This window comes from Microcoleus sp. PH2017_05_CCC_O_A (assembly GCF_020738785.1).
Classification (GTDB): domain Bacteria; phylum Cyanobacteriota; class Cyanobacteriia; order Cyanobacteriales; family Microcoleaceae; genus Microcoleus.
Genome location: NZ_JAEQCB010000013.1, coordinates 511 through 14,227 on the forward strand (window position 1 = coordinate 511; position 13,717 = coordinate 14,227).

A 13,717-nucleotide genomic window follows, 5' to 3' on the forward strand; every position below is an offset into this window, starting at 1 on the left:
TCTTGCTGGCAAGAGTATAACTTCAGACATATTTTAGCGTTCGGCTGACAACTTAATGATTTTTATTATTTCCGGCTTCTGCGTACCATTAATCGAATTGGCGAAAATCATTGCTGGTTTTTGATAAAAAGCTATACTCTTTACCCTGTAAGCTTTTGATGTTAGATATTGACAGATTGTAGCAGCTTTCCAACAGAAAATTGTAGAGTTCGACATCGCCACAAGTCCGAAACTCTTACCACAGTTAGATACACAATTAAAGGCAGAGACTTCAATATGAAATAGCCAACAAAACTCTTGCTTGTCTCAAGCAGGACTTGTTTTATGGGAGGAATAACGAGTGAGTTTATAAGGCGAGCGATGGAATTTTGATCTGGTGCTGCATTTTTGGGAACTTCCCCAAAAAAGTGCCGTCACAGTATCAAAATTCACTATTTGCACAAACCCTAGGAGTGAAAATGAACGAAATGTCTGAGAAGCGAATTTATGGAATTCTTAACGCAGTGTCGCTGCTAGTGCTGACCTACTATGCAGCTAGTTCAATCAATTATCTTTTCCAAACTGACGCTCACATCTACAGCTACGACAGCCAGAGCTATGTCAACGGGTCACCAGCAGACTTAGAATCACACTGAGCGGGTAAATAGTACAGCTTGTCTATGAATGCCAACGATTTTTTCGGGAAATTGCTAATTGTTAATTTATTGTGTTCGAGCGCGTCGGAATTAGCAATTAGCAATAAATAATTGCTGAAAACTATAATTTATAAAATTAATTTTTTAAATATAGCTGTATTCCAACTTACCTAAGACTTAGGCAGCACTGACACTTTTACAAAGGGCTGCTATTGATTTGTTGTGGAAGGCTGCGTTGACGTGCTTCCCATGACAGAAAATATCTTATGCACGGGCCATTCCCACAGATAACTTGTGGGGATAACTCATTTCGGCCTCTAAAACCTTGCTGCTTAATGCTTTGGAGATAAATCTAGTGTTTTTGTTTTTTTGGGGAACTAATATTTTAACTGAACAGTCAGGTTGATTGAAGCGTACTAAGAAATGGCACTCTGTTAATTATTACGCAATCCTGACGATCGCAATTTGTGCGATCGATCATTATTTGCCATCTGGCGTGCAAGTTCTATCAAAGAGCATAGTCCCATTAAAAATGGTACATGAAAGCCTATAGCAGCCGGGTCAATCTGGGTCTCAACCGATGTCCCGTTTAATTGATGAAATCCCGTTGAAGGGAACAAGTAGAAAAAATAATTTAGGGGGGGAATGTAAATGACACAGGTAACTAATCCAACTCAGCCACAATCGGCAGTTGAAAATCGTGGGGGTGGACTTGATATTATCGGCACCCAAGGCGATAACAGGATACGTGGAACGATCGAAGAGGATATCATCCTAACTTTTGGGGGCAACGATATCATTGCTGGTGGCAGTGAGAATGACCTGATTTTTTCAGGAGGTGGCAATGATAGTGTGGGTGGTGGCAGCGACAATGATACTATCTACGCTGGTACAGGCAACGATGTAGTCGATGGTGGTAACGGCAACGACACACTCTTCGGCGGTAAAGGTTTCGATCTCGTCAACGGCGGTGATGGTGCTGATTTCGTCTCCGGAGATCGGGGCAATGACACGGTACTTGGCGGATCGGGTAACGATACTGCTTTGGGCGGTGACGGCAATGATATCGTCTTGGGCGGTGACGGCAACGACAGTCTGTTCGGCGGTCGAGGGAACGATACTGTCGATGGTGGGAGAGGGGATGACTTTATCTCTGGCGACAGAGGATCTGACCTTCTGACTGGCGGCGCCGGTAGCGATACGTTCTACTTTGCTGGTGTTGGTGGCGATTATGGAATTGACACAATTACCGACTTTAACCCCGGTGAAGATAAACTCAGTTTCGATCGCAATGCTTTCTCTGGTTTGGGTGGCTCTTTCGATGCTACCGACTTTATCGTGGTTGCTGGTTTTGCTCCCGGAAGCGCACCAGCAAATACTTTGAACAAGATCGTCTACGACCCGCAAAACGGTTTGTTGTACTACAATCCAGGTAACGGCGGAGTGAAGACTGTGGCTCAACTGCAACCGGGGCTCAATCTTAGCTCCACTGCTGTCAGCAAGAACAACTTCGAGCTGTTCTAGAAAAACTAGCTCTTGCCAGAACAGCACCGGACAGATTCCGGGGCTGTTCTCACGCGGCAGTCTGACAATTTTGAAGGCTTCAATCTTAAGAAAGTGATGCTATGTGCTTAAGTAATCGATCGCCAAATCGATCGCCAAAATATAAATAATCTTAGAGTATAAAAATCTCAAATCATAACTCTGGGGGTTCACGCCGATGGGCTGAATTTCCAGGGAATAATGTGCTGCTCAACAAATTTTATTTTTCGGGAACTCTGGGCGGAACTTAAAAGTCTCGTGATTCAGAGTCTACTGAAAAATCGCAACTCAGTTTAAGCTCGATTGCGGGCGATCGAACTTTCGGGCGATCGACAGTTGCCAAGGACTGCGGTGCAATTTCTCAATCTTGAGAGCAATTAATTTATCGCGCTTGGCTTTCATCGTGAAAGCTTACCGAGGGATAACCGCTCCCATGCTCCCGATGAAGTAAGAAGCAAATGTCTAGACTTGTCTAGGATTTGTATAGCAGCATACTCCCATTAACAAATGGTCTATGTGTATTTCTGGCTACAGTTTAAAAAATAAGTAGCCGCACCCAAGGTACGTATGGTAGACTCACAAACGTTTAAGTGGAATATTTTCGTGCTAGAGGAGGGAGTGATGGAGCCGAGAGTCCAAGGCAGAAAACAACTGATACTTGCTGCTCAACGAATACAAGATTCAACTCGCGGTTCCCGGCTCCCTGCTGACCAAAAATTTGGGATACAAGCCCCGTCCTTTTAGGACGGTTTTAATTGTTCCTAATTTTATTGGCAAAGCCTGTAATATAACAACACTCAAAAGATTTCTAGGCCCAAGACGCGTTGAAACAGCTACGATGCGGGCAAACTTAGAGACGGCTATAAGGGCAATGGTTAGCTCCAACCGTAGGATAGCAGAGTAAAAAGTCGCCATAGGGCATTGGGAGACTCTAAACGGACGCAGAGACAGAGTAAGACTACGACCAGCATCAGTCGATGAAGCGTCAAGAATCACCGCACTTTTAGGGCGGTGAGTATGTCAAAAATTAAATTACATGACAGCTTATAGCAGCCGGGTCAATTAGGGTCTCAACCGATGTCCGGTTCGATTTATTGAATCCCTTTGGAGGGAAAAGTGTATTGTAGAAAAGTGATTCATCTTTTAGGAGGAGTGTAAATGACACAGGTAACTAATCCAACACAACCAGCAGTTTCTTTGCCAGGAGCTGGCGGCTCCAGTGTTGTCGGCACCACAGGCGCAAACAGATTAAGTGCAGGCAATCTCAACGATATCATCCTGACCTTTGGGGGCGATGATGTCATCGCCGGTAACGGTGGGGACGACATCATTTTTTCCGGTGGCGGCAATGACAGTCTCGGCGGCGGCAGCGGTAACGATGCCCTCGTTTCAGGCAGTGGCAACGATGCTGTCTCTGGTGGTGACGGCGATGATAGAATCTTTGGCGGCAAAGGGAATGACCAGCTCGACGGCGGTGCTGGCAATGACTTGGTTTCTGGAGACAAAGGCAACGATCTCGTACTCGGCGGAACTGGTAACGATACCCTGTTCGGCGGCGAAGGCAGCGATACTGTCAGCGGTGGCGATGGCAACGATACCCTCTGGGGCGGTAAAGGCAGCGATACTGTCGATGGTGGCGCTGGCAATGACTTTATCTCTGGCGACAGAGGCAGCGATGTCCTGACTGGCGGTGCTGGCAGCGACACGTTCTACTTCGCCACCTCCGCCGCTACCGGCACATTAGACGGCATAGACACGATCACTGACTTTACACCGGGTGAAGATAAGATTCGCTTGAAGCAGGGCGGTGTGTTCGCTGGTTTGGGCACCAGCTTCGAGGCGAGCGAGTTTGTCGTCGTTTCTGGTTTCAGCGCCAGCAGCCCAGGATCCACCAGTAACAAGTTGATCTACGACCCGACAAACGGTGCGTTGTTCTTCAACGGTGGCAACGGAGTGTTACAGGTTGCTCAGTTGCAGCCTGGCCTGACTATTACCTCGAACAACTTCGAGCTGTTCTAAAACAACTGGCGGTTGTGGGGCGACACCGGATTTTATCCGGGGCTGTTCTCACAAAAGCTGATAGTTTGAAAGGATTTCAACCTCATTCTGCCAACAGCGGGGTGAGGTTGAAATATTCAGTGGCTCAAGTGAAGCAAGGGCATTAAAAAAAATCGACCAACACCGATCGACCGAATTAATATTTTGCCCGATCGCACAAAATATAAATCAAGACCCTTGGGTTAAGCCAGATCCCCCCTTAGCTTGCCCCCTACTCCCCCTTAAAAAGCAGGGTGGTTTTATTGTGGTAACACAAATTAGGTACGTAGTTGCGCTTGGGCGCTCTTTCCTAATCTTATAAAGAGCGCTGAAGCGCAACTACGTACCTTCGCCCAAGCGTGAGCCAATCTTTGAGCGATAATTTTGGTAGTTTCAGATTTCTTTTCCCGACAATAAAACCACCCTGCCTAGCCCCCCTTAAAAAAGGGGGGGACAAGAACTTCATCAAAGTCCCCCTTTTTAAGGGGGATTTACGAGGATCTCCGGGTAATAAAAATTGTGAACCCGATCGCCTAAAATATAGATAGTCTGAAAATATCAAACTTTCAAATCAGAATTTATAAGTTTTCCTGAAGCGGTAAAGCAACCGCAACTGCACGGCAAGCAATGACCACTCAAGAATACATCCGGCAAGCCCAAGTTTATTTGAAGCAGGGAAAGTTAAGTCAGGCGATCGATTTTTGCCATCAGGCGATCGAACGACAGCCATTTTCGCCGCTAGCTTACACCACTTTAGGCGAAATCCTCGAAGCGAGCGGAGATCCGACGGCAGCAAGAGATGCTTTTGTGCAAGCTTTGGAGATTTCGCCAACGTTTGTGCTGGCCCATGCTTACTTGGGTCAACTTTACAGTGAGTATTGCTGGCTGGATGAGGCGGCTTTTCACTACGGCAAAGCTCTGGAGTTGAAGCCAGACTGGCCGGAGTTAAATTATAACTTGGGAAATGTTTTTCACAATCAGGGTAATTTGTTGGGGGCGATCGACTGTTACCGAAAGGCGATCGCCCAAAAACCCGATTATTTACTTGCTGTATTCAATCTGGCTGTGGTTTTAAATGAAAATAATCAGCTAGAAGCGGCAATTGATAGCTACCGTCAGGCGATCGCCCTCGGGCCCGATTATGTAGAAGCTTACAGCAATTTGGGCGTGATTTTGCTGAAGGAAGATCGCCCTGCTGAGGCGATCGAGATTTACCAGCGGGCGATCGAGATTAAGCCGGAGTGGGCAACGCCGCACAATAATTTGGGCCAGGTGTTCCACGAAAAAAGTCCCGAAAAGGCGATCGCATCTTACCGTCGCGCGATCGAGCTAGCGCCGGAGATGGTTTTGGCTCACTACAATCTAGGGAAAGCTTGGCAATTGCAGGGGGAACATTTGGCGGCGGTTGCTTGTTTCGATCGGGTAATCGAACTCAATCCCCAACATATTTCGGGCTATACGGACGCCGGATTTTCTTTGATGTTTTTGGGCAAAATTGCCGAAGCCATGCCTTATTTTCAGCAGGCGGTAGCTCTCAAGCCAGAATTTGTTGAGGCTTACTGCCGTTTGGGAGAAACGAGGCAAGTTGCCACTGTAGAGGATGATGAGTTGTCAAGGGCGATCGCTGCGTGCGATCGATTTCTGAAAGCGCTAACTGGAAGCAAGAAGGAAGAAGGAACAAGGAACAAGGAACAAGGAAAAGCGAACAAGGAAGAAGGAAGATTTATTACCGATGCCCAATTCCCAATTCCCGATGCTCAATTCCCAATTCCCGATGCCCAATTCCCAATTCCCGATGCCCAATTCCCAATTCCCGATGCCCAATTACCGATTGGTGAAATATGCGATTATTTAGCAGAAATTTACCTGCATTTAGGGAATGCTTTAACAGAGTATGGCGGATATGAATCAGCCGCTGCTTATTATCAAAAAGCTTTGCAAATTCAGCCCAAAAATGCAGAGCTTTACTGGCGGCTGGGAAATTGCTTGGCCCAGCAGCACCGATTCGGCCCGGCAATTGTCGTTTACCGCATGGCTTTGAAAATTCAACCAGCTTTACCTCATGTTTATTTTGAGTTAGCGAAACTGCTGGAAAAACAGGGACGCTTGGAAAGGGCGATCGATTATTATCAACAGGTTTTAGAGTTGCAATTGCACGGGTATGGAGACCCCAAACAGTGGGAGAAACAGACTTTTATATCCTCAGAAAGCAATTATTTAGAACGTCCGCGCGGTATTTATTTATCGAGTTGGGATTGGCTGGTTAATGCTAAGTTGGATGCTGGCAATTATGTGGAAATTGTTTGGGAATCTGCAACAGAAGCCAGGGTAGAAAATATTCAGACTTCTAAATTTTCTGTTAATTCGCAGTTGGCAAATTCCGATTGTGCCGGTTTAACTTGCGGGCTGTGTTTGCACAGAATTTCTAAGTGGTTCGATCCGGTGCATTTGGGTTGGGGAGTTTGCCGTTTGTCTAACTCGCAGCCGATACCTGTGGATTCCCCAAAAACTTTTGTCGCACAGATTCCCAACGGGCGAGTTTGGATTGTGCCGCAGCAAAATTATTGGCTGATTTGCAAGGCGATTGCTGTCATGACTCCTGATAATTATTTGCTGGCTGATGTGTCGAGAGATTATCCGGGTTTGTTGCCGGGATGCGAGAAGCATGATATCAGAAAACATAGCGTTTTTAAGTTAGAATCCTTTCCACCTTTAAAGCAGATAGACGGCAGCGTGGCGGTGCTTTCTGGTTTATCGGGAAATGTCTATTTTCATTGGATGGTGGACGTTTTGCCGAGGATAGAATTGCTGCGGCGCAGCGGTAGGGATTTGGCGGAAATTGATTGGTTTTTGGTGAATAGTTGTCAGCACGAATTTCAACGGGAAAGTCTCCGGATTCTGGGGATTCCCGAGGAAAAGGTTTTGGAGAGCGATCGCATTCCTCACCTGCAAGCAACAGAGTTAATTGTACCTTCTTTTGCGGGATATTTGGGCTGGCCGTCCGGATGGGCGATCGATTTTTTGAGGCGGGAGTTTCTCAAGGGAATTATACCTGGTTCAAGTTATCCAAAGCGCATTTACATCAGTCGCAGCAAAGCCAGATATCGCAGAGTTTTGAACGAGGAAGATGTGGTTGAGGTTTTGGCACGATCGGGCTTTGTTTCTATTTTACCTGAGTCGATGTCTTTGGCAGAGCAAATTGCTCATTTTTACCATGCTGAGGTGATAGTTGCTGCCCACGGTAGCGGGTTAACAAATACGATTTTTGGTAAATCTGGAACTAAAGTAATTGAGTTGGTGTCGCCTCATTATATCAGTCATTATTACTGGGGAATTAGTCAATATTTGCAGTTGGAACATTACTTTTTAGCTGGTGAGGCTTTTGAATGTTATCCTATTAGACAGTTAATGTATCAAAATTCGCTGACTGAGGATATTTTGGTGAACTTGAGTTCGCTGAAAAGGATGGTTGAAGTAGTTGGTTTGCGTTAGCTGGCGTCTGGAGTAAGTTTATTTATGCCCTCGATTGAGAAGATGGAAAAAGCAGCGGTTGATTTGAATCGGCAAGCAGAAGTTTATTTGGTTGAAGGAAGGTTGAATGAGGCAGTTGCTGCTTGCGAGTCAGCGCTGAAAATTGAACCGAATTTGGCGGTGGCTTGTCAGACACTTGGGAAGGTAATGCAGGTTCAAGGTGAAGTCGAGCAGGCTAAACAGTGGTATGAAGCGGCACTGGATCGCAATCCGAATTTGCCGGAAGTGTATGCTAATCTAGGCAGTTTGTATTCTCAAGGAAAACAGTGGGAAAAGGCGATCGCCAGTTGTGAAAAAGCGATCGCCCTAGCACCGAATTTTGCCGCGGCTTATCGGCTGTTGGCGAAAATTTGGATGCAGTTGGATCGGCGAGCACAGGCGGCAGACTGTTGGTATCAAGCTTTCAAGATCGAGCCAAATTGGGCAACGGCTGAGGAATACGTCACTCTGGGAAATAGTTTAGTTGAATTGGGAAAGCTCGATCGCGCTACTGAGTGTTATTCGCAGGCAATTGAACTAGACCCGCAACTGGCAACAGCTTATCACAATATGGGCGAAATGCTGGTCGCACAGAAACGGTGGGATGAGGCGATCGCCAATTACCGACAAGCCATTGCCATCAATCCAGATTCTTTTGAATCTTACCACAGCTTGGGTCAAACTTGGGCAGAGCGAGGAGAAGGCGATCGGGCGATCGCCTGTTACCGCAAAAGCATTGAACTCAATCCTAATTATGCTCGTGCTTACCTTGGTTTGGGCAATGTTTTTGTGCAGAAAGGTGAGTTTGATGAAGCTATTCAATGTTACCGCCAGACTCTGGCAATTAATAATAATTCCTATTGGGCGCATAATTATCTAGGAGAAGCTTTTGCTCACAAAAAGCTGTGGCAAGAAGCTGTTATTTCCTACCGCAAAGCGATCGAACTAAATTCAGATATTCCTTGGTTTTATTGCAATTTGGGAATTGCCTTAACCTGCGAAAAATCCTGGGATGAAGCTGTTGCTGCTTTCCTGCGCGCGATTCAACTTGAACCTAATTTGAGAGGAATTAATCAGAGGTTGGGATATGTTTTGCGGAAGCGCAGTGAATCGGGGTTAGACAGCACAATCGCAACTTTCTGTCAAGGTATTGAGGCACTTGGTAGCGGGGAATTTTTCCATAAATTGCTAAAAATTGAGTTAGATGGAGCTGATTTTTTTATAAATTTAGGCAATAGTTTAGCGAAACAGAAGCAGCTCGAAGGTGCGATCGTATTTTATAGCATGGCCGTGCAGATTGAACCCAATGCTGCGGAAGTTGTCGCGCAACTCAAGGAAGTTCGCGCGCAACAACAGGAGTTATACGTACAAATTGCTAATTACCGCAGCCAAATTGCGATCGATCCGACTAATTCTAAGGCTTACAATGATTTAGGCAATATTTTACCGCAATTAGGGGAATTGGAAGAAGCGATCGTTTGCCATCAACAAGCGAGCGCATTGAGGGGTTGGCCTGAGTGTGCACAGAAAGATTATCAATTTACTCAAGATTGGTTTACCCACAATATTCCTATTTGGCAACGGCACTTGCAGCCGCTTACAGGAATTGCAGATTTTCAAGTGGTGGAAATCGGTAGTTTTCAAGGAATGTCGGCTTGCTGGCTGCTAGATAATATTTTAACTCATCAGACTGCCAAAATCACTTGCATCGATTTATATTTTCAAGAAACTTTTAAGGGCAATATTGTTAAAACGGGGGTTGGTGAGAAGGTAATTGAATTGGAAGGTTACTCTCAAGATTTATTAGTAAACTTGGATTCAGAATTTTACGATATTGCTTACGTTGACGGCTGTCACAAACCCACCAGCGCTCTGCAAGATGCGATTTTATCTTGGAGGTTGGTGAAAGTTGGGGGATTGATGATTTTTGACGATTATCAGTTTACGTTTCCCGACAGCCCGGAGCAAGATACTAAAATCGGCATTGATGTTTTTCTGGAGATGTTTGGAAGTCAGTTAAAATTAGTCCACAAAGGCTATCAACTGATTGTTAAAAAAATCGGCAATGAAAGTTTGGGCGAGGAGCAAACTCTTTTGTCTCTGGGTTGGGAAAAGTTGGGGAATATTGCGGCAGATGCAGGTTATGTGGATGAGGCGATCGAACGGTATCAAACAGCTATTAAAATTAAGTCTGGCAACTACTCAACTTACCACAAGTTGGGCAAAAGTTTGCAAGAAAAAGAAATGTTCGAGCGAGGTGCGGCGGCTTACCAACAGGCGATCGCACTCAACCCTAATTTTAGCTGGTCTTACCACTTTTTGGGCGAAACTTGGCAGGTGATTGAGCAATACGGCGAAGCTGCTGCTGCTTACCGCAAAGCCATTGAATTAAATCCAAATTTTTGTTGGACTTACAACAATTTAGGCGATGTGCTGATGGAGCTTTCTGAGTGGGAGGAGGCTGTTGTTAGTTACCGCAAGTTAATTGAGTTAAATCCCGATTTTTGTTGGTCTTACGACAGGTTGGGCAAGGCTTTAATTGCAGTGGAAAATTGGGAAGAGGCGGCCGCGGCTTACCGCAAAGCTATTGAATTAAATCCCGATGATTGTTGGCTGTACAATAGTTTGGGGGAAGTTCTGGAATCACTAGAAAATTGGTCAGAAGCAGCGGTTGCTTTTGCTCGTGCTGTTGAGCTAGAACCCGAGCACAGTTGGCTGTACAAGAAGCTGGGCGATGCGCTGCGGGAGCAAGGGGAACTCGAAAGGGCGATCGCAATTTACGAGCAAGGCATCAATGTGGGACAAGGCAATATCTAACTTGGTTCAAACCCTGCAAATCAAACCAGATTTGTTTGGAATTTACTATCATATCGCTTATACTTTGGAACAACAAGGAGAAGTCGATCAAGCTGACATCATCAGATTAGGCTATAAAATGCTACCGTTGAGTTTTCTCCAAAAACACTGTGGATTTACTGACGACTTAGCAGTTACAGCAGAGTCAGAACCGAACATTACTTGCATTGACATCTATCCTGCAAGTGAAATCAATTTATCCGATTCCAGAACAATCCATAGCAACAGCAAATGTTGGCAAGATGAAATCTTTTATATCAAAAAATCTTTTGTTGCTACCATACCAAAAGGACGAGCTTGGGCAGATATTGCTACTACCGCCGTCATCACTTCAGACAATAAACTTGTCTCTCCCGTCGAACACATCGAGGGAAATGTAGCTTTTTTATCCGCTCGCTGGGGAGGCGCAGCTTATTTTCACTGGATGTTTGATGTGGTTACACGGTTCGAGCTTTTGCAGCGCTGCGGATTGATAGACACTATTGATAAGTTTGTTATCAATGCTTGCGATTTGTCTTATGAAAAAGAAAGTTTAAATACTTTAGGAATTCCACTAGATAAAATTTTAGAAAGTCGCTACCTGCCTCACTTTACAGCGGACAAATTAATAGTTCCTTCAATTTGTGATGGTGGTTCGGGAACCTCTAAATGGAAATGCGAATATCTGAAACGAATATTTTTAAATCAAGATAATTCCCAAAATACAAAATATTCAAAACGAATTTATATCAGTCGAAATCGAGCATCCTATCGGCGAATAGTCAATGACGAAGAGGTTGTCGCCTATCTAGAAAAAATTGGGTTTAGTACAGTTAAGTTAGAAATGATGTCGGTAGCGGAACAAGCAGCCTGTTTGGCTGCGGCTGAGGTAGTTGTCGCACCCCACGGAGGTGGATTGACTAATTTAGTTTTCTGCACTCCGGGAACTAAAGTAATTGAGATTTTTTCTCCGATTTATGTGCCAACTTGTTTTTGGACTATTAGTAATTTGTGTGAGTTGGAACATTACTATTTAATTGCTGAATTGTTTGATGACCAAACTCATAAATATTCGGGACATAAAGATATGCGGGTGGATATGAACTCGCTAGAGAAGTTAATGAATATTGCAGGAGTTGTGCATGAATAGTCACGATTACCACAAGTTGGGTAATTCCTTGCAAGAAAGCGGTGAGTTTAATGATGCTGTTGCTGCTTACCGCAAAGCTGTTGAATTAAATCCAGATTTTTCGTGGTCTCATCACAGTTTGGGCGATGTTTTGTTGAAACTAGAACGCTGGGAGGATGCTGTCGCGGCGTACAAAAAAGCTGTTGAGTTAAATCCAGATTTTTCGTGGTCTTATCATAATTTGGGTGATGCTTTACTGAAACTCGAATGCTGGGAGAATGCTGTCGCTGCTTACCGCTGCGAGATTGCACTCAACTCAGATTTTGCTTGGTCTTTTTACAATTTAGCCAACGCTTTAACTAAACTTAAAGAGTGGGATGAAGCTATTGTCGCGTATTTAAAAGCTATTCAAATTGACGGAAATTTGCCGGGAATTTACGAGAAGCTTGGATATGCTCTCGGACAAACAAAGTCTGACTCAAAGTCATTATCACAACAATTTCAATTGCAAGTTACACCGGAAAATTTGCAGTTTTATTTACAGTTAGGAAAGAATTTAGCAAAGCGCGATCGCCCAAAAAGCGCAACAATTATTTACCAAACAATCTTGACAATTATCCCAGATTGTGGGGTGTCATCAGCAGACTTGGAGCGGTTGTTACAGGAGCAGCAAAAGTGCGTTAGCGAAGCCATCGAGTGCGATCGCGCTTTAGCCTCAGCCCGCGCCACAGTCGCCCAAAAACCGGATGATTGCTGGTCTTATTACAATTTAGGTGCGGTTTTGAGCCAGCAAAAATATGGGGAGGAAGCGGCGGCGGCATTTTTGCAAGCAATGGCAATAAATCCCGATCTTCCTTGGTGGTTTTATTACAATTTGTGGGAAGTTTTGATTCAGCAAAACAAGCTGGATCGAGTTGAGAACTTTTGCCGAGAAGTTGTTGATGCTCAACCGGAGGCTTTTTGGCCTTATTTGAATTTGGGAGAAGTTTTGACGAGGCAAGGCAAAATTGCTGAGGCGATTAGCTGTTATCAAACTGTCAGTTACAAACAAATTTTTGCATCTGTTATTAATAAAAGAACAAGCAATGTAGCTGTGGCAGAAAATACAGAGACAGGCAAGATGCCTGTGCCACAAAATATGGAGACAGGCAAGATGCCTGTGCCACAAAATACAGAGACAGGCAAGATGCCTGTGCCACAAAATTGGAACTTAAAACCAGTCAAATTTCCTAAGTTTATAATTATTGGTTCTCAGCGCTGCGGGACGACTTCTCTGTATACTTATTTAGCTGAACACCCGCAAATTTTGAGTCCGATTAAAAAGGAGATGGATTTTTTCTCCTGGCACTTCCACAGAGGGATTGATTGGTATTGGGCGCATTTTCCCCTAATGCCGCCCGGAGAGGAGTTTGTAACGGGTGAGGCAAGTCCCAGTTATTTTGACTTTCGGGAAGCGCCGGAACGTCTCTACAGCGCGTGTCCAGAGGCGAAACTGATTGTGCTGTTGCGAAATCCGGTCGATCGCGCGATTTCTCATTTTTACCGCTTAAAGGGCCTAAACTGGGAAGGGCGATCGCTCGATCGGGCAATTAGCGACGAAATCGAACGGTTGAATCAAAACCCAGAATACATCATCGGCGAAGAACCTGGGAATTACTTAGCTCGCGGTAGGTATATAGAATTTATTAAAAATTGGCTGGCTTTCTTCCCCCGAGAACAGTTGTTAGTTTTGCAAAGCGAAGATTTGTATGCAGGTGCGGCGGCGACTGTACAGCAAGTTTTAGCATTTTTAGATTTACCGGAATATCAATTGTCTGAATACCAAAATGCTAATCCTGGTTCTTATCAGCGGGTAAATGAGTCAGTTCGCGAGCTGTTGAGTGATTATTTTAAACCTTACAATCAGGAATTAGAGGAGTATTTGGGGCGGAAATTTGATTGGAAATAAGATAACACGGCGGTTGAAACCGCGTCTATAAAAACAAAACCTGCCTCCGCAGGTTGAATAAAAGGCGATTAAATTTGGGTT

Annotated in this window: 7 protein-coding genes; all 7 read left to right on the top strand. The window is 44.8% G+C overall.

From position 1 onward, the window contains the following. The first annotated feature begins 458 nt into the window (after positions 1 to 458). The 7 genes from JGK20_RS04260 (at position 459) to JGK20_RS04290 (ending at position 13,636) form a co-directional block, all read left to right on the top strand. Entirely contained in the window at positions 459 to 635 is a 177-nt protein-coding gene (locus JGK20_RS04260; RefSeq protein ID WP_293189505.1) for a hypothetical protein, read from the top strand. 651 nt (positions 636 to 1,286) lie between these two features. Continuing rightward, complete coding sequence (locus JGK20_RS04265) at positions 1,287 to 2,159, top strand: calcium-binding protein (RefSeq protein ID WP_293175453.1); 873 nt, start codon at positions 1,287 to 1,289, stop codon at positions 2,157 to 2,159. A gap of 1,176 nt (positions 2,160 to 3,335) precedes the next feature. Continuing rightward, positions 3,336 to 4,196, top strand: coding sequence for a calcium-binding protein (locus tag JGK20_RS04270; RefSeq protein ID WP_293229470.1), 861 nt, complete (start codon positions 3,336 to 3,338; stop codon positions 4,194 to 4,196). A gap of 645 nt (positions 4,197 to 4,841) precedes the next feature. After that, a complete protein-coding gene (locus JGK20_RS04275; RefSeq protein WP_293204387.1) occupies positions 4,842 to 7,706 on the top strand; it encodes a tetratricopeptide repeat protein in 2,865 nt (954 codons plus the stop codon). Between the two features lie 24 nt (positions 7,707 to 7,730). Then, positions 7,731 to 10,541, top strand: coding sequence for a tetratricopeptide repeat protein (locus JGK20_RS04280; RefSeq protein WP_293229473.1), 2,811 nt, complete (start codon positions 7,731 to 7,733; stop codon positions 10,539 to 10,541). Further along, positions 10,519 to 11,709, top strand: coding sequence for a glycosyltransferase 61 family protein (locus JGK20_RS04285; RefSeq protein ID WP_293229475.1), 1,191 nt, complete (start codon positions 10,519 to 10,521; stop codon positions 11,707 to 11,709). Before JGK20_RS04280 ends, JGK20_RS04285 begins: the two co-directional genes overlap by 23 nt. Continuing rightward, on the top strand, positions 11,702 to 13,636 hold the full coding sequence (locus JGK20_RS04290; RefSeq protein ID WP_293229478.1) for a tetratricopeptide repeat-containing sulfotransferase family protein: 1,935 nt from the start codon (positions 11,702 to 11,704) through the stop codon (positions 13,634 to 13,636). The genes JGK20_RS04285 and JGK20_RS04290 overlap by 8 nt, the downstream gene beginning before the upstream one ends. Positions 13,637 to 13,717: the final 81 nt, after the last annotated feature.

Excerpts from the sequence above, each read along its gene's own strand:
- JGK20_RS04260 (WP_293189505.1), top strand. The coding sequence starts at position 459 with ATGAACGAAATGTCTGAGAAGCGAATTTATGGAATTCTTAACGCAGTG.
- JGK20_RS04265 (WP_293175453.1), top strand. The coding sequence starts at position 1,287 with ATGACACAGGTAACTAATCCAACTCAGCCACAATCGGCAGTTGAAAAT.
- JGK20_RS04270 (WP_293229470.1), top strand. The coding sequence starts at position 3,336 with ATGACACAGGTAACTAATCCAACACAACCAGCAGTTTCTTTGCCAGGA.
- JGK20_RS04275 (WP_293204387.1), top strand. The coding sequence starts at position 4,842 with ATGACCACTCAAGAATACATCCGGCAAGCCCAAGTTTATTTGAAGCAG.
- JGK20_RS04280 (WP_293229473.1), top strand. The coding sequence starts at position 7,731 with ATGCCCTCGATTGAGAAGATGGAAAAAGCAGCGGTTGATTTGAATCGG.
- JGK20_RS04285 (WP_293229475.1), top strand. The coding sequence starts at position 10,519 with ATGTGGGACAAGGCAATATCTAACTTGGTTCAAACCCTGCAAATCAAA.
- JGK20_RS04290 (WP_293229478.1), top strand. The coding sequence starts at position 11,702 with ATGAATAGTCACGATTACCACAAGTTGGGTAATTCCTTGCAAGAAAGC.